Here is an 18,030-nt window from a genome sequence, read left to right on the forward strand (position 1 = left end):
GAGCCGATGCTTCCCGTGCTTACTTCGCGACGATCAATTGCGGCGCGGCTAGGTTCTCCACGCCGAGGCCCCACTTCTTGAGCAAGTCCGACTGCGCGCCGCTCTTCTGAATGGCGACGAGCGCGGCCATCACAGCATCGCGGAAATCAAGCTTGTCTTTCGGCACGCCGATACCCACGAAATACGGCAAGGTCACCGCCGTCGCTTTTTCGAGCTTGTCCGGATACGCCTTGACGGCCTGATCGACCGTGTTCACGTCGTTGATATACGTATCTGCGCGGCCGGCGAGAATGGCCTGGATGCAGTTGGCGTTGTTGTCGTAAAGCTGCACGGTGGCTTCCGGCTTGCCTGCCGCCTTGCATTGCGGCGCGAGCGCCTGAACCAGCGGCACTTCCACGTAGCCGGTGTTTTCAGCGGCGGTCGTGCCGCACATCGACGTGTTGATGCCGGTAATTTTCTTGGGGTTGCCCTTCGCGACGAGCACGCCGTCGAACACCTTCGAATACGTGATGAAATCGGCGGCTTTGGCGCGTTCCTCGGTTGCGTAGATGTCGGAGATGACGATGTCGGCCTGACCGCTCTGCAGCGTCGTGAGCAACGCGGCGAAGGTGACGGGCTTGTACGCCATCGTGAAGCCGAGACACTGCGCGATCATCTCGCCCAAGTCGATATCGAAGCCGACGTACTTGCTCGGATCGTTCGGATCGAGCGCTTCATAGCCCGGCGTGTGCGGATTGATCGCGTTGGTGAGCGTCTTGCCCTTGAACTGTGGATACTTCGCCTGCAACGCGCTGCATTCGGCGGGCGAAGCGGCGTGTGCTTGCCCCGTGAACGCGAACAGCGACGCGCACAAAGCGCCGAGCCACACGCGAGCTAAACGGCCCATGAGATTCCTTTGCATCGATACGCTCCTGGCGGCTCTTGACCGCTGATGACGATTGACTTGCGATGCCCTGAGCGTAGGCGACCGAAATCCCGCTAACTTGTCTGGCTGCGCACAACTGCTGGTCCTCACGTGCACGCTCGTCCAAGAACCGCTTTCGCCGGTACCGCCGTGTCGCGCGCGAGTGCATGCATGCGCCGCGATGGCGCATGCATGCACTGTGGTTCGGCACGCCTTGCATCGCGTCGCCGCATGGCCGCGATGGCGCGGGAGTTGCTTTTCCAAAGCGCGTCTTTGCTGCTATTCGTGGAGTTTTCGCTTGAACCTGTCGCGCTTCACCACCGAGTCGTATCCCGAGTTCGAACGTCGACATGAATGGAAAGCGGCGCTCGCGCGCCTGGGGTGGCACGGCAAGATAGAAGGCGGCGAACGCGGTCTGCAAGGCACGCTGACATCGCGTGTATCGGCGGGCGGCATCGAGTTCACGACGATCGCCTCGGCCGCGCAGACGCTCGAACTGAGCGCCGATCAAAGCGGCAGTCTCATGCTCGTATTGCTGATCGATGGCGACGCCACGCTCGTCGCCGACGGCCTGCGCGAACGCGTTAGCCCGCATGACATCGTGTATGCGGCATCGGGACAAAGCGCGTCGCTGATCTTCGCTGGGCGCTTTCGCGCCTTTATCGTGCGTGCGCCGAAGAGCGCGATCAACGCGCGCTTGCTCTCGCCGCTTTCGTTGCGCGTGGCGCTGCTGCCGGGCGCAACAGGCATGGGCCATATCTTTTCGGGCTTCTTGCGCTCGGTGGTCGAGAGCCTCGAGACCTTGAGCGCCGATGAATTGCGTCCCACCGAACTCGCGCTCGCGGAAATGCTCGTCGCGTGTCTTGCGGGACAGGAACGCAAGGGCTCGTTCAACGGACTCACGCCGTCGCAGGCGGCGCTATTCTCGCGGCTATGCCGCTTCATCGAAGCAAATCTCGCCGAATCGACCTTGAGCGTCGCCACGCTTGCAAAGGACGAGCGCGTGTCGCCACGCTATGTGCAGAAGCTTTTCGAACTCGCCGGACAGAGCTTTTCGACCTATGTGCGCTCACGCCGTCTTGAACGATGCCGCGCGGAACTGGCCGATCCGCTCTCCGAGAAAGTATCGATTTCGGACATCTGTTTTCGCTGGGGCTTCAACGATCCCGCGCATTTCAGCCGCGTGTTTCGCGAACGTTACGGCGCGTCGCCGCGCACCTTCAGGCACGAGGCGAGCCTTGAAATAGCGCGTCACCTGGTGCGAAGTCTCTCGCGCGGCTTGCCGGTCAATGCGGCGAGCCTGATCGCGCAGGCGCGTCAGGATCATGCGGGCGATACGCTCGTCGCCGTGCGTGAAGAACTCGATGCCGTGCATATCGAACCTCGGCTCGGACGCGACAAGCCGCGCCATCATCTGCTGCGCGCAACGGCAAATACCGTGCATTGGGGCTATTTCAGCCACGATCTGAAGCCCGTGCTCGAAGTACAGAGCGGCGACACCGTGACCGTGGAAGCGCTCACGCAACATGCCGCGGATGATTGGGATCGTATGATCGCGGGCGATCCCGGCGCCGAGAGCGTGTTCCACTGGACCGCCGAGCGCAAGAACGTGGACCGGCGCGGCGCGGGACCGATGAACGCATCGATCTACGGACGCGGCGCGGGCGAAGGCTTCGGCGTGCATATCTGCACGGGACCGATTGCCGTCACGGGCGCGGAGCCGGGCGACGTGCTCGAAGTGCGGATCGTCGATATTCATCCGCGCCGCTGCGCGAACCCGAAATATCATGGCCGCGCATTTGGCAGCAACGCCGCCGCGTGGTGGGGCTTTCACTATCGCGAGCTCTTGACCGAGCCCAAGCCTCGCGAAGTCGTGACCATCTACGAGCTTCATACGGATACCGAACGCGTCGACGAGAGCGCCTATGCGCGCGCCGTCTACAACTATCGCTGGACGCCGCAACGCGATCCGTTCGGCGTGATGCATCCGATCATCGATTATCCCGGCGTGCCTGTCGATCATTCGACCGTCGTCGAAAATCACAACGTGCTGAAGAACGTCACCATTCCGGTGCGGCCGCATTTCGGCGTGATCGGCGTCGCGCCTCGACAGAACGGTCTGATCGATTCGATCCCGCCTTCGGCCTTCGGCGGCAATCTCGACAACTGGCGCGTGGGACCGGGTGCAAGCGTGTTTCTGCCAGTGGGCGTGGCGGGCGCGCTGCTTTCCATCGGCGACCCGCATGCGTCGCAAGGAGACTCCGAGTTGTGCGGCACGGCTATCGAATGCTCGCTTACGGGCGACTTCGAACTGATCCTGCACAAGAAGCACACGCTCGCCTCACAGCCCTTTGCGGACCTCACGTATCCGCTCGTCGAAACCGCCGACGAATGGGTGTTGCACGGCTTCAGCCACGCCGACTATCTCGCGGAATTCGGCACCAGCGCGCAGAGCGAGGTCTATCAGAAGTCCACGCTCGATCAGGCCATGCGCGACGCCTTCATCAAGACGCGCCGCTTTCTCATGTCGACCAAGGGACTGAGCGAAGACGAAGCCATCTCGTTGATGTCGGTGGCCGTGGACTTCGGCGTGACGCAAGTGGTCGATGGCAACTGGGGCGTGCACGCGATCATCCGCAAGGCGCTTTTCACGGATTAGCGCTTATATATGGAGCGCCATCGTTACTGAACTGCCTCGGGCTCCTCGATCGCCCGCGTCAACAATTCGACGAACGCCACCACCGCTTGCGGCAAGGTGCGTCCCGCCATCGTCTGAATCTGCAAGGTGCGCTGATGCAGTTCGGGATTGCTGATGGGCACGGCCGCCATATCGTCACGCTGCAAACGGCTGCGCACGGTGAGGTAGCCGGTCAGCGTGATGGCGTCGGTGCGTTGCACGAAACTCTGCAAGGCCATGTGATAGTTCGCGATGAACACCGGCTCGAAGACGAGCCCTTCGAGACTGCACGAGATATCGAATAACTGACGCAGCGTCACGCCCTGGTTATGCATGGCCATCGGCCATTCGTGGAGATCGGCGAGCGAAACCGACTCGCGTTTCGCCAGCGGATGACCACCGCGCATCAATGCGAACACCGGCGCGCGCTGCGCATAATGCACGTGCACGTCCTTCTCGGGCGCGACGCTGAAGCACACCGCGACATCGTGCGTGCCTTCTCGCACGCGCTGTGTGGCGACCGATGGCGGCGAGACATCGAGTTGAAACTGCGCACGCGGATGCGTCTCCAGAAACCGCGCAAAGGCTTGCGGCAAGAAATCCGGCGCCACGCCTTCGGACGCGGCGACGCGTATCGTCACGCGGCCGCCCGCGCTCAAATCGCGTATTTCATCGATCACGCGCTCGTTTTCCAGATGACTGCGGCGCGCATGATTGGCGAGCAAGCGCCCGGCATCGGTCAAGACCATGCCGCGCGGACGCCGTTCGAATAGCGGTGTGCCCATCTGCTCTTCGAGCTTCGCCATCTGCCTGCTCAATGCCGACACCGCCACGAACAGCCGCTCCGATGCCTTGCTAAGCGAGCCGCTTCGCGCGATTTCGAGGAAGTAACGCAACGCCGTCTCGTCCATTTCCGCCTTCTCGTTCCGCTCCGGGATAACCCTCGATTTGCCTTTTGGGCAAGGGTTCTTGAGAAATATTGTAATTGTCCAGAAATATCGGCGGCGGCAGCATGAGTCACGATTAAAGGGAGAACGACGTGACCCGCGATACCGCCATCCAGCTTGCCACTCAGCGTTATGAGTCCGGCGCGTTCCTCGAAGACCTGCAGCGACGCGTCGGTCGGCGCACCGATAGTCAGGAAGCCGACAGCGGCGCGCGCCTCTTCGCTTACCTCGAAGAAGAACTTTCGCCCACGCTCGAGGAATGGGGCTTCGCGTGCCGCATCGTCGAGAATCCGGTGGCGGGCGCGGGGCCATTCCTCATCGCGCATCGCCATGAAGCCGCGGACTTGCCGACGGTGCTTGGCTACGGTCACGGCGATGTCGTACGCGGCTACGACGCGCAATGGTCCGAAGGCCGGTCGCCGTGGCGCGTGACGGTGGAAGGCGAACGCTGGTATGGCCGCGGCACCGCCGACAACAAGGGCCAGCACAGCATCAATCTCGCGGCGCTGAAGGCCGTGCTCGACGCGCGCGAGGGCAAGCTCGGCTTCAATCTGAAGCTGCTGTTCGAGACCGGCGAGGAAGTCGGTTCACCCGGCCTGCATGCGGTGTGTCTCAAGTTGCGCGATGAACTGGCGGCGGACGTGTTGATTGCATCCGACGGACCGCGCCTCGCCGCCCACCGCCCGACGCTCTTTCTCGGATCGCGCGGCGTCATCAATTTCCGTCTCGATGTGAAGCTGCGCGATGGCGCGCATCATTCGGGCAACTGGGGCGGCCTCTTGCGCAATCCGGCCGTGGTGCTGGCAAACGCCATTGCATCCATGGTCGATGAGAACGGCAAGATCGTCATCGAAGGATTGCGGCCGCCGCCGGTGCCGGAATCGGTGCGGCGCGCGCTGGAGGGGATCGTCGTGGGCGGCAATCCCGGCGAACCGGAAGTCGATGCCGACTATGGCGAGCCGGGTCTCACGCCCGCCGAGCGCGTGTTCGGCTGGAACAATATCGAAGTGCTGGCGTTTCGCGCGGGCAATCCCGAGAAGCCCGTCAACGCCATTCCGCCGCATGCGTTCGCGCACATGCAGATTCGCTTCGTCGTCGGCACGAACTGGCGCGAGCTTGCCAGGATCGTGCGTGACCATCTCGATGCGCACGGTTTCACCATGGTCGATATCGAAGTGGAACGCGGCATGCCCGCCACGCGCGTCGATCCTGACAACGCGTGGGTGCAGTGGTCGATCCGTTCGCTGACGCAGACGACTGGCAGCGCGCCCGTGCTCTTGCCGAACCTCGGCGGCACGCTCCCCAACGATGTATTCGCCGATGTGCTCGGCATGCCGACCATCTGGGTGCCGCATTCGTATCCCGGATGCTCGCAGCATGCGCCGGACGAACACATGCTCGCGCCGGTGGTGCGCGAAGGCTTGCGCATCATGGCGGGTCTTTACTGGGACCTCGGCGCGCGCGATGGCAACGTAGCGCCTCGATCGAACGGAGAAGCACGCCATGAGCACTGATTCCGTCACGATATCCCCCGCGCGCGATGAGCCGGCGAAGCATCGCAACGTGGCGCGTCTGATCGTCGCCACGTCTATAGGCAATGCGCTCGAGTTCTACGATCTCGTCGTCTATGGCTACTTCGCAGGCGTATTGTCGAAGCTGTTTTTTCCCACGCAGGATCACACCGTCTCGCTGCTGCTCACCCTCGGCACCTTCGCGCTGTCGTATCTCGCGCGGCCCGTCGGTGCGCTCGTGCTCGGCTCGTATAGCGACCGGCATGGCCGCAAGGCATCGCTTACGCTGTCCATCGCGATGATGACCGTCGGCACGGCCATGGTCGCGCTCATGCCTTCGTATGCAAGCATCGGCATTGCGGCGCCCATTCTGATCTTCTTGTCGCGTTTGTTGCAGGGCTTTTCGGCGGGCGGCGAGTTCGGCAGTTCGACGGCATTTCTCGTCGAACATGCGCCCGAGCGCAGCGGCTTCATGTCGAGCTGGCAGTTTTCGAGTCAAGGCGCGAGCACGCTGCTCGCGTCGCTCTTTGGTGCCGTGCTGACGAGCACGCTCACGCCTGCGCAGCTCGAAGGCTGGGGATGGCGCATTCCGTTTCTCTTCGGCGTGTTGATCGGACCGATCGGGCTGTATATTCGCCGACGCATGGACGAAACGCCGGAGTTCGAGCAGGCCGAGAAAGTGGCGTCGCCCGTGCGCGAGTTGCTCAAGACGCAGAAGGAACGCTTGCTCATCTCCATTGGCTCGCTCGTGCTCACGACCACGGCCAACTACATGCTGCTTTATATGCCGACGTACGCGACGCGGCAGTTGGGCTTGTCGCCGTCGTCGGGCTTCATCGCCACGTTGACGGCGGGCTTCATCATGATGGTGCTCGTGCCGGTGGTGGGACACCTGTCGGACAAATTCGGGCGCATTCGCATCATGCAGGTGACGGGCGTCGTGTTCTTTCTGACCGTTTATCCGGCGTTCATGCTCATGAATGCCCATCCTTCGCTGCCGACCTTGCTCGCCGCGGTGATCTGGGTCGCGTTACTCAAGGCCACCTACTTCGCGCCGATTCCGGCATTGATGGCCGAACTCTTTCCGACCGCCACGCGCACCACGGGCATGGCCTTCGGCTACAACATCGGCACGACCATTTTCGGCGGCTTCACGCCGCTCGCGGTGGCTTCGTTGATCGCGGTCACGGGAAACAACCTTGCGCCGGGACTGTATCTGATGATCGCTGCGGTCGTGAGCCTCTTTACGCTCGTGTGGGCGCGCATGCGGATCAAGTTGCGCTAAAGCCTTTGCCAGGAACTTTGAAAATGAACGAGACATTGAAACGTGCGATTCAGTTTTCCATCGATCATGAATCGAAGTGGGACCGGAACGTCGATGGCAACTGGGGCGTGCATATCAACGATCCCGCGCCGTGGAACAAGCTGCTTGGACCGGTACATGATCGTGGTCCGGTGTCGGGCGCGATTGCGCTCGATGGCCACGTGATCACCACGTGGGGCGAGCCGGATCGCGCGGACCTTACCTTCAGCATTGCGAAGACGTACCTCGCCTTGCTTGCGGGCGTGGCGCACGACCGCGGCTTGCTGCCCGATGTCGATGAACCCGTGCGCGAGCGCGTGCCCGGTATCGGCTTCGACGACGCGCATAACGCCCCGGTTACGTGGGCGCAACTGCTGCAGCAGACGAGCGAATGGCAAGGCGATTGCTTCGGGCTTTCGGATCAGGCGGATCATTATCGCGCGGTGACATTTGGCGAGCCGCCCGCAGGCAAGAAAGGCGACTTGCGGCCGTTGCAGACGCCTGGCACCTTCTGGGAATACAACGACGTGCGGATCAACCAGTTATCGCTTGCGTTGATGCATCTGTTTCGTCGGCCACTCCCCGAAGTGTTTCGTGAAGCGATTGCCGAGCCCTGCGGCATGAGCGATGGTTGGCAATGGGTGGGTTACGACCATGCGTGGACCGAGATCGATGGACGGAGCATGCAGTCCGTTCCCGGTGGGACGCATTGGGGCGGCGGCATGTCGGTCAGCGCGAACGACCAGTTGAAGATCGCGCGGATGTTGCTGGACGAAGGTCTGGTTTCCGGGCGGCGGGTGCTGTCCCGCGAGTGGATCGAGAAAATGCGCACGCCTTGTGATATCGCGCCGTTTTATGGGTTTCTTGTCTGGCTCAATACGGGGCGGAAGATGTTTCCCTCGGTGCCGGAGTCGAGCTATTTTGGCGTGGGCGCGGGAAGTTCGTTCATGTGGATCGAACCTTCCACGCGGCTGGCGGTTATCGTGAGGTGGCTGGATTCGGCGTTTGCCGGGGAGTTTTTTGGGTTGGTGTTCGATGGCGTCAAGAGGATGACGCGTTGAAAGCTTGAGCTTCTTTCCGGCCGACACGACAAGTTGGCCGTCCTCTCATTTCGGGCTTTCGATAAATCTCCCAAGCGCGTACCTAGCGTGCACTAAAAAGGCCCCTGAACTCGCCCCCGCTAAATGCCCCACATCGCAACATCAGCAATTCCGACCGAGTAGAACTTCCCGCAATTTCGACCCTTTATTTAAGCGCTCAAACGCAATGTGTCCGAGTACACATACGCGAGTATTTCCATTCGTGCGATGAACGTTCGACGCTGATTTGACCTGCTAAGCTTTGTTTCAATGGCATGACCAATACGCGAACGCGAAGCGGCTCGATCACGCTTCCCGGCACGTACGTCATTGGCCATTCGAACGGCGGGTCAGAGCCATAGAGCTCGATACGGGGATCATCAAAGTGTGGACAAGGTCAAGTTCGGCAGGTCACGAAACGATGCCCGATCGTGTGCGTTCCGGCATTCGTGCATGCACCCCGTCGTTGACTCGTCGCGCCCTGCTCGGTGACATCGCGGCGCTCGCTCTCGGTGCAGCGTCCCCCTTCGCCTTCGCTCAACATGATGCGGTGGGACTCGTCACGCCGCCGCTTCGCCTCGACGATATCGTGCTCGTCGATCAGACCGGCAAGACGCGTCGCTTGAACGAAGTGTTGCGTCACGGCGTGACTGCGTTGCAGACGGTCTACACCGGTTGCGGCACGGTATGTCCTTTGCAGGGCGCGCTATTCAGCGCGGTACAGAAACGCATAACGGGCATCCGTACTCGTCATGCGGTGCAGTTGCTATCGATTGGAATCAATCCGCTTTCCGATTCACCTCAGGCATTGCACGCATGGCTCGCCCAGTTCGAGGCGGGTCCTTCGTGGATCGCAGCGACTCCGACGCTTGCGGATGTCGACAAGATGCGCGTGGCGTTGTCGGGCAGCAAGGCATCGGCAAGTGAAATCGCAGACCATTCGACGCAGGTCTATTGCTTCGATGCCAATGCGATGTTGCGCTGGAGAAGCGCCGACCTTCCACGCGTGAACGATGTCTGCGATGTGCTCGGCGCGCTTGCACTGACATAGCTATTCGACTTATCCACGGGGAGCAGGACCATGCCACGAATCCTTTCGGCCGGGAGCGTGTTGCTTGACGTTGCCCGCCATGCGCGCGTCGTCTTGCTGCTGGCGTTGGCGCTAACGTTAGCGAGTGTGTCGCACCAAGTCCGCGCGCAGACATCGGCGCCCATCACGCTAAGCGGCACCAGCATGTGCGCCGACGTGAGCGGCGAATCCAAAACACCGAACGCGCCAGTCATTACATGGCCCTGCACCGGCGGCGCGAATCAGCAATGGAAGCCGGTTGCTACAGGTACGCGCTACAACCTCATCAATCTCAATAGCGGTCTATGCATGGACGTGTCGGGTCAAAGTCCCGATCCCGGCGGTCCTATCATTCAATGGACCTGTAGTGGCGGCACGAATCAGGCGTTTTCGTTGATCCCGCAAGGCGGAGGTTACGCGATCGTCGCGGGACACAGCGGCTTGTGCGTGACCGCGTCGAGTACGACCTCACAAGGCGTGCAACTGACGCAGCAGGTGTGTAACGCAAGCGCCACGCAGACATGGAAAGTCAGCGGCTTGCCCGCGCCGCAAGCTGCATTGCCTTCGAAATGGACGGCGCCCATCACGTTGCCGCTCGTGCCGCTCCAAGCCGCGAATCTTCCCGATGGAACCGTGCTGGTCTGGTCGGCCGACAGCGCCCTCAACTTCACCTCTGGCGAAGTCACGCCGGGCAAGACGTACACGGCGATCTTCAATCCATCGACCGGCACGAGCAAACAAATGATCGTGACCAACACCGGGCACGACATGTTCTGTCCGGGTATCGCCAATCTTCCGGATGGCCGCATCTTCGTGACGGGCGGATCGAGCACGAAAAAGACCAGCATCTATTCGCCTACGACCGGCACATGGACGTCGAGCAATCAGATGAACATTTCGCGCGGCTATCAGGGCAGCGTGACCTTGAGCAACGGTAACGTGTTTCTCGTGGGCGGCTCATGGAATGGCGGGCTCGGTGGAAAGACGGGCGAGACGTGGACCTCGGGCTCGGGCTGGCAAGTCAACGGCGCCATTCTCGACGACTACATCCTGACGAACGACGCTGCGGGCGTGTTCCGCGCCGACAACCACGCGTGGCTCTTCGCGGTCGCCAACGGACGCGTGTTTCATGCGGGCCCGAGCCGCGCCATGCACTGGTTCGACACGGCGGGCAACGGCAGCGTCACCGCAGCCGGCAACCGGGGCAGCGACAATGACGCGATGAACGGCAACGCGGTCATGTACGACGTCGGCAAGATACTTGCTGTGGGCGGCGCGCCGAGCTACGACCAATCAACGGCCACCTCCAATGCGACGCTGATCGACATCAGCAGCGGAACGGCGATCACGCGCACCATCGCACCGATGAGCTATCAGCGCGCGTTCAACAACAGCGTCGTGTTGCCGAATGGGCAGGTCGTCGTGATCGGCGGTCAGACCTTCGCCGTGCCGTTTTCGGACGACAACGCGATCCTCACGCCCGAGTTGTGGGACCCGACCACGAATGCGTTTTCGCGGCTCGCGCCACAGGCTGTACCGCGCACTTATCACAGCATGGCACTGCTGCTGAACGATGGACGCGTGCTCAGCGGCGGCGGCGGATTGTGCGGCTCGTGCGCCACGAATCACACGAATGTCGAGATATTGACGCCGCCTTATCTTCTCAACGCGGACGGGTCCGCCGCAACCAGACCGACCATGAGTTCCGCGCCGACCGATGCGTTGCTCGGCACGACCATCGTCGTATCGGCGACCAAGGGCATGACAGCATTTGCGCTGATGCGCTCATCGTCGGCCACGCACTCGGTGAACAACGAACAGCGACGCGTGCCGCTGACGTTCACGGTGGGCACCGCTGGCGAGTACAAGTTGAAGATTCCGTCCGATCCGGGCATCGTCGTGCCCGGCTATTACATGCTTTTTGCGCTGAACGCGAAGGGCGTGCCGAGCCTCTCGCGTACCATGCGCGTGCATTGATGGCGCATCGCTGGGTCGGCCTCGCGCTCGTTGCGATGGTAACGGTTGCCCATGCCGCATGTGAACCGCGCGACCTGGGCTGCGCGATTTTCGACGGAGAGCATCCGCTGTCGGCGCATTTGCGTGATGACGATCACACGTTGCCTGCGTGGACGACTCGTTGCGTCAATTGCCATGTGGGCACATCGAAAGCGGCGGCCTTTGCGCCGCCGCTGACTCGCGAGTCCTTGCTTGGCGAAACGCGTCGTCGCGGAGGGCCGATGAGCCATTACGATCCCATCGCTTTTTGCCGCGCGATCAAGGATGGCGTCGATCCAGCGGACATCGTGCTTCGTCGGGCGATGCCGCGTTACAAGATCGCTGACGCACAGTGCGCCGCGCTCTGGCAATTCGTTATGAGCCGATGAGCGCGCGCATTCGTCGATGCGTCTTGAACGACGCAGCCGCTTCGAGCGGTCACGAGCACGGTACGGCGGCATGAGTGAATCGGTTGATCGTTGGTTGAAAGACTCAAGCCACCTTCGTCCCCTTCACCACCTCCCCCAGCAACTCCGCATGCAGCCCCTTCAGCACCTTCACGAACTCCGATGCCAATCTCTCCCTCGGCCGATGCGGCGGAAACAGCAAGTAAGTCGGAAACAACGTAGCCGGCAAAAATGGCTTGATGACAATTCCAGGACCCGCGAAATCCCGCGCGACGATCGGATGCGCAAGCGTCACGCCCATCCCATGACGCACCATCTCGCAGCACATTGCCGTGTACTGCGCCTCGATCGCAAGCACGCGCTCCACGCCCGCACGCTGAAACACCTCGTCCATCAGCGTGCGCGTGCCGTCGCCGTGACACAGCGAGATGAACGACTCGCCTTCGAGATCCTGCGGCTTGATACTGCGTTTCGACGCCAGCCGATGCCCCTCCGGCATAACACACACCGCCGCCACGTTCGACAACTGCTCGACCTCGCAATCCGACGCCTCGCTCACATACACGGCCACGCCGAGATCGCAGAACTGCGACGCCGTCCAGTGATTGACCGTACCAGATGTGTTCACGTGCAACGACACGGTCACCGTCGGAAATAACTCGACGAAGCGCTTGATCGCATGCGGCACGAGAGTCATGCCCGCCGATGGCATCGCCGCTATGCGCAAACGTCCGCTGCCGAGATTGCGTATCTGCGCCGCCGCGTTCGCCAGTCCCTGCAAGCCGACGAACGCACGTTCGACCTCGCGGAAGAACGCGGTGCCCTCGCTCGTGGGTATCAACCGCACGCCGCTGCGCTGAAAAAGCTGCAAGCCGGTTTCGCGTTCGAGCTGCGAAATCAGCCGGCTCACGTTCGGCTGCGAGGTAAAGAGCGCCTTGGCCGCCGCGGTCATCGACCCCGAGACCATGACCGCCCGAAACGCCTCGATGTGCTTCAGATTCATGCGTGATCTCCCTCTCCGGGTGAACCCCGATCCATATCATCCATGCATAGGTAGGTATTTTATTCGTATTGGACGATATGGTCCGGCGGCGCGAAACTGCATTTCAACGACGGGTCATGAAGCCCGCCCCCACACCCCGGATCTGGAGATCGTCGTCATGAAAAGAGCGTTGCATCGCCGTCTGTCCGTCCCCGCTTGTACCGCCTTCGCGGCTCTTTCTTTCGCCGCTCCGCTTCTCGCTCACGCCGAAACCACGCTCTATGTCGCCAATGTGGGCGGCTCGAACGAGCAGTTGTATCGCCAGAAAATCATCCCGCCGTTCGAAAAGACGCATGACGTCAAGATCGTCTACGTCGCGGGCAATTCCAGCGATACCCTCGCCAAGTTGCAAGCGCAAAAAGGCCATCAGCAGATCAACGTCGCCGTGATGGACGACGGCCCGATGTATCAGGCAATGCAGCTCAATCTCTGCGCCAAGCTCGACGAAGCGCCCGTGATGAAGGACGTCTATCCGCTCGCGCGTCTCGGCGCCACGTCGATCGGCGTCGGCATGGTGGCGACAGGCATCGGCTACAACGAGGAAGCGTTCAAGAAGGCCGGTCTGCCGCCGCCCGATTCGTGGAAGGTGCTCACCGACAAACGCATCAAGGGCAAGCTCGGCGTGCCGCCGATCACCAACACGTATGGTCTGCATACGCTCGTCATGCTCGCGCGTCTGAACGGCGGCGGCGAGAAGAATATCGAGCCGGGCTTCGCGGCGATGACCAAGGATGTCGCGCCGAACGTGCTGTCCTGGGCGCCCACGCCCGGCGAAATGGACGGTCAGATGCAATCCGGCGACGTGGTGCTTGCGCCCTACGGCAGCGGTCGCGCGGTTGCGCTGCAGAACACGGGCTTTCCGCTCAAGTTCGTCTACCCGAAGGAAGGCGCGGTCGCGTTGCAGGTGGCGGCATGCGCCATCGCCGAGAACGCACAGCCGCAGTTGTCGCAGCAGTTCGTCCAGTATCTGTTGAGCCCGGAAGTGCAGGCGTTGCAGGCGCAAGGCATCGGTCTCGGTCCGGTCAACAAGACGGTCAAGCTGACGCCGGAAATCGCCGCGCGCGTGCCTTACGGTCCCGACCAGATCGCGAAACTGACCGCGATGGACTGGACCACGATCAACCAGCATCGCACCGAGTGGACGGAGCGCTGGAACCGTTCGGTCGAGCGTTGAACCCCACACCGGCATGAAGGAGCGAGGCGCATGGCCTTCCTGACTCTGCAAGGTATCTCGAAACGCTACGGCGATTTCACGGCGATCGAACAACTCGATCTCGATGTCGAACGCGGCGAACTTCTCGCGCTGCTCGGACCTTCGGGTTGCGGCAAGACGACCACGCTGCAAATGGTGGCGGGGTTCGTCACGCCGACCACGGGCCGCATTCTGCTCGATGGCCGCGACATCACGCACGAACGTCCGGAGAAACGCGGCATCGGCGTGGTGTTTCAAAGCTATGCGCTCTTTCCGCACATGACGGTGGCGGGCAACGTCGGCTTCGGTCTGGAAATGCGCAAGGTCAAGCGCCGCGAACGCGAAGAGCGCGTAGAAGAAGCACTCGCGCTCGTGCGTCTAAAGGGACTCGGGCATCGCTATCCGAAGGAATTGTCGGGCGGCCAGCGGCAGCGCGTGGCCATTGCACGCGCCATCGCCATGCAGCCCGAACTGCTCTTGCTCGACGAACCGATGTCCAATCTCGACGCCAAGTTGCGCGAGGAAATGCATATCGAATTGCGGGCGATTCAAAAGCGCCTCGGCATAACGACGATCCTCGTCACGCACGATCAGGTCGAAGCCATGACCATGAGCGATCGCATTGCGGTGATGCATCGCGGAACCATCGCTCAATTGAGCACGCCATACGACGCCTACGAGCGTCCCGCCACGCCGTTCGCATCGACCTTTCTCGGGCGCACCAATACGTTTTCCGGCGAAGTCCTGCGGCGCAATCCGCGTTGCGCCGAAGTCGATGTACTCGGCACCACGCTGCACGTGCCGCACGAAGGCCGTCATGTGAACGGCGCGGTCAACGTTTATATCCGCCCGGAGAAGGTGCATATCGCCAATGGCGCAGCGCGCGTGCGCGGACGTATTGCAACGCGCGTGTTCGTCGGCAATCAGTGGCTGCTCGAAGTGGAAACGGAACTCGGCAAGCTGCGTGTCGCGCAGCCGAATCACGGTGCTCCGCCGCCCGAGGAAGGTCACGAAGTCGGCCTTGCCTGGACCGACGACGATCTGCGCGTGCTCACGCAAGATGCTCCGGAGGGCGCTCATGGCCACGCTTGACGACGACCGTCCCGGCGCCGCGCCGTGGCTCCTGTCCGGCCCCGCGCTGCTGCTTTTTGTCGGCTTGCTGCTGGCGCCGCTCGCGCTCACGCTCGTGCTGTCGTTTCGCGTTTTCAGCGACACGGCCGGCGTCACCGCCGCCTACACGCTCACGAACTATTGGGAAGTAGTGAGCGACCCGTACTACCACACCATCTTTCTGCGCACTGCCGGCCTCGCCTTCGCGGTCACGCTGCTCTCCATCGTGCTTGGCGTGCCGGAAACTATCGTGCTCGCGCGCATGAAGAAGCCGTGGCAGTCGCTGTGTCTTCTCGTCGTGCTCGGCCCGCTCCTGATCTCGGTCGTGGTGCGCACGCTCGGCTGGCAGATCCTGCTCGGCAACAACGGCGTGCTCAACAACGTGCTGCAAGCGCTGAAAATCACCGATGAACCCATCCGCCTCGTCTTCACGATGACCGGCATGATCATCGCGCTCACGCACGTTCTGGTGCCCTTCATGGTGATGTCCGTGTGGGCCACTATGCAAAAGCTCGACCCGCAAGTGGAATGGGCCGGACACTCGCTCGGCGGCTCGTCGTTCGCGGTGTTCCGCCGCGTGGTGCTGCCGCAGATCATGCCGGGCGTGCTGTCGGGATCGATCATCGTGTTCGCGCTGTCGGCATCCGCGTTCGCCACGCCCGCGCTGATCGGCGGACGGCGTCTGAAGGTCGTCGCCACCGCTGCCTACGACGAGTTTCTCGGCACGCTCAACTGGCCGCTCGGCGCGAGTATCGCCGTGTTGTTGCTGATCGCGAACGTGGCAATCGTCATGGGTTGCAGCCGCCTCGCCGAACGCCGGTTCCGGCATATCTTCGACTAACGCGGACGACGATCATGAAACAGAACGGCATTCTCGGGCTCGTCTACAACGCGTTTTTCCTGACCTTCATCATGGCGCCGCTCGTGGTCGTGATGCTCGTCGCCTTCACCGACAAAGGCTTCATCTCGATGCCTTTCGATGGCGCGTCGCTGCGCTGGTTCCGCGCGATCGTCGAGAACGGCGACATCGTTTCGGCGTTCTGGCTGTCGATCCGCCTCGCGTTCGCGGCGGCGACCATCGGCGTGCTGCTCGCGGTGCCCGCGGCGCTGGCCATCGCGCGCTATCGCTTTCCCGGCCGCGCCGCGCTCACGAGCTTTTTCCTCTCGCCGATGATGATCCCCGCCGTAGTGCTCGGCATCGCGTTCCTGCGCTTTCTGTCGCTGCTGCATCTGTCGGGATCGTTCTGGTCGCTGGTATGCGCGCACGTCATCATCGTCTTGCCGTATGCATTGCGGCTTGCGCTTTCGTCCGCCGTCGGCCTGGATCGCGATGCCGAACGCGCCGCGCTTTCATGTGGCGCGAGCCGCTTCACCGCATTTCGCCGCGTGGTCCTGCCGATGATCCGCACCGGCGTGGCAGGCGGCTGGGTGCTCTCGTTCATCCAGAGTTTCGACGAACTCACGATGACCATTTTCGTCGCGACGCCCGGCACGACCACGCTGCCCGTCGCCATGTACAACCAGATCGCGCAGACGATCGATCCGCTGGTCGCCTCGGTCTCGGCGGTGCTGATCGTCGGCACGGTGTTGCTGATGATCCTGCTCGACCGCATGGTCGGACTGGACCGCATTCTGATCGGAGAAGCGCGATGACACTTTCAACCTCCGCCAGCCCCGACGTGCTCGTGCTCGGCGGCGGCCTGGTCGGTTCCGCCGTGGCTTACGGTCTTGCCCGCGAAGGCGCGCGCGTGACCGTGCTCGACGAAGACGACGGCGGCTTTCGCGCCTCGCGCGGCAACTTCGGCCTCGTATGGATTCAAGGCAAGGGCTATGGCCTCTCGCCTTACGCACGCTGGTCGCGCAGTTCGGCCACGCGCTGGCCCGGACTCGCCGAGAGCCTCTTGAACGAAACGGGCATCGACGTGGCCTTGCGCCAGCCGGGCGGCTTCCACTTTTGCTTTAACGACGACGAACTCGCCGACCGCGAGAAACGTCTCTCGACGCTCAAGGCCGAGATCGGCGACTACCCGTATCAGATGCTCGATGCCGCCGAGATTCGCGAGCGCATTCCGCAGATCGGCCCGCAAGTGATCGGCGCGAGCTACACGCCGATGGACGGCCATGTGAACCCGCTCAAGCTCTTGCGCGCGCTTCATTCGGCGATGCAGGCGCGCGGCGTGAAGCTCGTCTCGGGCGAACGCGCGGAACGCATCGAACCGGACGCGAACGGCCAAGGCTTCGTCGTGCATGGCAAGCGCGGAACGTATCGCGCGGGGCGTGTCGTGCTTGCGGCTGGCCTCGGAAACCGCATGCTCGCGCCGTTCGTCGGATTGAACGCGCCGGTCGCGCCGAATCGCGGGCAGGTGCTGGTGAGCGAACGCGTCGCGCCGTTTCTCGACTATCCGACGCTCAACGTGCGCCAGACCGACGAAGGCAGCGTGCAATTCGGCGATTCGATGGAAGAAGTCGGCTTCAACGATTTCACGACCACGCATGTGCTCGCCGATATCGCGCGGCGCGGCGTGCGCGCGTTCCCGATGTTGCAGCACGTGCGGCTCGTGCGGATGTGGGCCGCGCTGCGCGTCTACAGCGCGGACGGCTTTCCGATCTACGACCGGTCGGAAGCGCATCCCGGCGCGTTCGTCGTCACTTGTCATAGCGGCGTGACGCTCGCCGCCGCACATGCCATGCGCGTGGCGCCGTGGATCACCGGTGCACCCGTGCCCGAGGAATTGCCGACCTTCTCCGCACGCCGCTTCGAGAACGCTCAAGAACCGATTCCCGCACACTGAAT

The 18,030-nt window shown here is 62.4% G+C and carries 15 protein-coding genes; 12 read left to right on the plus strand and 3 right to left on the minus strand.

Going from position 1 to position 18,030, the window contains the following annotated elements:
- Nucleotides 1-19: 19 nt before the first annotated feature.
- On the minus strand, nt 20-901 hold the full coding sequence (locus ACYQ47_RS13180; protein WP_459905633.1) for an ABC transporter substrate-binding protein: 882 nt from the start codon (nt 899-901) through the stop codon (nt 20-22).
- Nucleotides 902-1,202: 301 nt separating this feature from the next.
- Here ACYQ47_RS13180 and ACYQ47_RS13185 point away from each other — a divergent pair, with 301 nt between their 5' ends.
- The gene (locus ACYQ47_RS13185) at nt 1,203-3,563 is read left to right on the plus strand and encodes an acetamidase/formamidase family protein (RefSeq protein WP_459905634.1); all 2,361 of its coding nucleotides are present in this window, start codon (nt 1,203-1,205) and stop codon (nt 3,561-3,563) included.
- Between the two features lie 23 nt (nt 3,564-3,586).
- On the opposite strand, the gene ACYQ47_RS13190 is transcribed toward ACYQ47_RS13185, so the two are convergent.
- The gene (locus tag ACYQ47_RS13190) at nt 3,587-4,492 is read right to left on the minus strand and encodes a LysR family transcriptional regulator (RefSeq protein ID WP_244831834.1); all 906 of its coding nucleotides are present in this window, start codon (nt 4,490-4,492) and stop codon (nt 3,587-3,589) included.
- Nucleotides 4,493-4,620: 128 nt separating this feature from the next.
- Between ACYQ47_RS13190 and ACYQ47_RS13195 the strand changes: the two genes are divergently transcribed.
- The 6 genes from ACYQ47_RS13195 (at nt 4,621) to ACYQ47_RS13220 (ending at nt 11,874) form a co-directional block, all read left to right on the plus strand.
- Nucleotides 4,621-6,042 (plus strand): M20 family metallopeptidase, encoded by a 1,422-nt coding sequence (locus ACYQ47_RS13195; protein WP_459905635.1) that lies wholly within the window; start codon nt 4,621-4,623, stop codon nt 6,040-6,042.
- Complete coding sequence (locus ACYQ47_RS13200) at nt 6,032-7,324, plus strand: MFS transporter (protein WP_244831836.1); 1,293 nt, start codon at nt 6,032-6,034, stop codon at nt 7,322-7,324. Before ACYQ47_RS13195 ends, ACYQ47_RS13200 begins: the two co-directional genes overlap by 11 nt.
- Before the next feature lie 23 nt (nt 7,325-7,347).
- Nucleotides 7,348-8,403: a serine hydrolase domain-containing protein gene (locus ACYQ47_RS13205; protein WP_459905636.1), complete on the plus strand. Its 1,056-nt coding sequence runs from the start codon at nt 7,348-7,350 to the stop codon at nt 8,401-8,403.
- Nucleotides 8,404-8,842: 439 nt separating this feature from the next.
- A complete protein-coding gene (locus tag ACYQ47_RS13210; RefSeq protein WP_459905637.1) occupies nt 8,843-9,472 on the plus strand; it encodes an SCO family protein in 630 nt (209 codons plus the stop codon).
- Nucleotides 9,473-9,502: 30 nt separating this feature from the next.
- On the plus strand, nt 9,503-11,467 hold the full coding sequence (locus ACYQ47_RS13215; protein ID WP_250468059.1) for an RICIN domain-containing protein: 1,965 nt from the start codon (nt 9,503-9,505) through the stop codon (nt 11,465-11,467).
- Nucleotides 11,467-11,874: a hypothetical protein gene (locus tag ACYQ47_RS13220; RefSeq protein ID WP_459905638.1), complete on the plus strand. Its 408-nt coding sequence runs from the start codon at nt 11,467-11,469 to the stop codon at nt 11,872-11,874. Before ACYQ47_RS13215 ends, ACYQ47_RS13220 begins: the two co-directional genes overlap by 1 nt.
- A 103-nt stretch (nt 11,875-11,977) precedes the next feature.
- On the opposite strand, the gene ACYQ47_RS13225 is transcribed toward ACYQ47_RS13220, so the two are convergent.
- Complete coding sequence (locus ACYQ47_RS13225; protein WP_459905639.1) at nt 11,978-12,895, minus strand: LysR substrate-binding domain-containing protein; 918 nt, start codon at nt 12,893-12,895, stop codon at nt 11,978-11,980.
- Between the two features lie 157 nt (nt 12,896-13,052).
- On the opposite strand from ACYQ47_RS13225, the gene ACYQ47_RS13230 reads away from it, so the two are divergent.
- Genes ACYQ47_RS13230 through ACYQ47_RS13250 form a run of 5 tightly spaced genes read left to right on the plus strand, consistent with a single transcriptional unit; the run spans nt 13,053 to nt 18,028 of the window.
- A complete protein-coding gene (locus ACYQ47_RS13230) occupies nt 13,053-14,108 on the plus strand; it encodes an ABC transporter substrate-binding protein (protein ID WP_459905640.1) in 1,056 nt (351 codons plus the stop codon).
- Between the two features lie 30 nt (nt 14,109-14,138).
- The gene (locus ACYQ47_RS13235) at nt 14,139-15,218 is read left to right on the plus strand and encodes an ABC transporter ATP-binding protein (protein WP_244831843.1); all 1,080 of its coding nucleotides are present in this window, start codon (nt 14,139-14,141) and stop codon (nt 15,216-15,218) included.
- Nucleotides 15,205-16,077, plus strand: coding sequence for an ABC transporter permease (locus ACYQ47_RS13240; protein WP_459905641.1), 873 nt, complete (start codon nt 15,205-15,207; stop codon nt 16,075-16,077). The genes ACYQ47_RS13235 and ACYQ47_RS13240 overlap by 14 nt, the downstream gene beginning before the upstream one ends.
- 14 nt (nt 16,078-16,091) lie before the next feature.
- The gene (locus ACYQ47_RS13245) at nt 16,092-16,889 is read left to right on the plus strand and encodes an ABC transporter permease (protein ID WP_250468062.1); all 798 of its coding nucleotides are present in this window, start codon (nt 16,092-16,094) and stop codon (nt 16,887-16,889) included.
- Entirely contained in the window at nt 16,886-18,028 is a 1,143-nt protein-coding gene (locus ACYQ47_RS13250) for an NAD(P)/FAD-dependent oxidoreductase (RefSeq protein WP_244831845.1), read from the plus strand. Before ACYQ47_RS13245 ends, ACYQ47_RS13250 begins: the two co-directional genes overlap by 4 nt.
- The last annotated feature ends 2 nt before the right edge of the window (nt 18,029-18,030 follow it).

Source organism: Caballeronia sp. HLA56 (assembly GCF_054655155.1).

What these genes read in the sequence shown, in the direction of transcription:
- ACYQ47_RS13180 (WP_459905633.1), bottom strand. Translation starts at nt 901, where the DNA reads ATGCAAAGGAATCTCATGGGCCGTTTAGCTCGCGTGTGGCTCGGCGCT.
- ACYQ47_RS13190 (WP_244831834.1), bottom strand. Translation starts at nt 4,492, where the DNA reads ATGGACGAGACGGCGTTGCGTTACTTCCTCGAAATCGCGCGAAGCGGC.
- ACYQ47_RS13200 (WP_244831836.1), top strand. Translation starts at nt 6,032, where the DNA reads ATGAGCACTGATTCCGTCACGATATCCCCCGCGCGCGATGAGCCGGCG.
- ACYQ47_RS13205 (WP_459905636.1), top strand. Translation starts at nt 7,348, where the DNA reads ATGAACGAGACATTGAAACGTGCGATTCAGTTTTCCATCGATCATGAA.
- ACYQ47_RS13210 (WP_459905637.1), top strand. Translation starts at nt 8,843, where the DNA reads ATGCCCGATCGTGTGCGTTCCGGCATTCGTGCATGCACCCCGTCGTTG.
- ACYQ47_RS13215 (WP_250468059.1), top strand. Translation starts at nt 9,503, where the DNA reads ATGCCACGAATCCTTTCGGCCGGGAGCGTGTTGCTTGACGTTGCCCGC.
- ACYQ47_RS13220 (WP_459905638.1), top strand. Translation starts at nt 11,467, where the DNA reads ATGGCGCATCGCTGGGTCGGCCTCGCGCTCGTTGCGATGGTAACGGTT.
- ACYQ47_RS13225 (WP_459905639.1), bottom strand. Translation starts at nt 12,895, where the DNA reads ATGAATCTGAAGCACATCGAGGCGTTTCGGGCGGTCATGGTCTCGGGG.
- ACYQ47_RS13230 (WP_459905640.1), top strand. Translation starts at nt 13,053, where the DNA reads ATGAAAAGAGCGTTGCATCGCCGTCTGTCCGTCCCCGCTTGTACCGCC.
- ACYQ47_RS13235 (WP_244831843.1), top strand. Translation starts at nt 14,139, where the DNA reads ATGGCCTTCCTGACTCTGCAAGGTATCTCGAAACGCTACGGCGATTTC.
- ACYQ47_RS13240 (WP_459905641.1), top strand. Translation starts at nt 15,205, where the DNA reads ATGGCCACGCTTGACGACGACCGTCCCGGCGCCGCGCCGTGGCTCCTG.
- ACYQ47_RS13245 (WP_250468062.1), top strand. Translation starts at nt 16,092, where the DNA reads ATGAAACAGAACGGCATTCTCGGGCTCGTCTACAACGCGTTTTTCCTG.
- ACYQ47_RS13250 (WP_244831845.1), top strand. Translation starts at nt 16,886, where the DNA reads ATGACACTTTCAACCTCCGCCAGCCCCGACGTGCTCGTGCTCGGCGGC.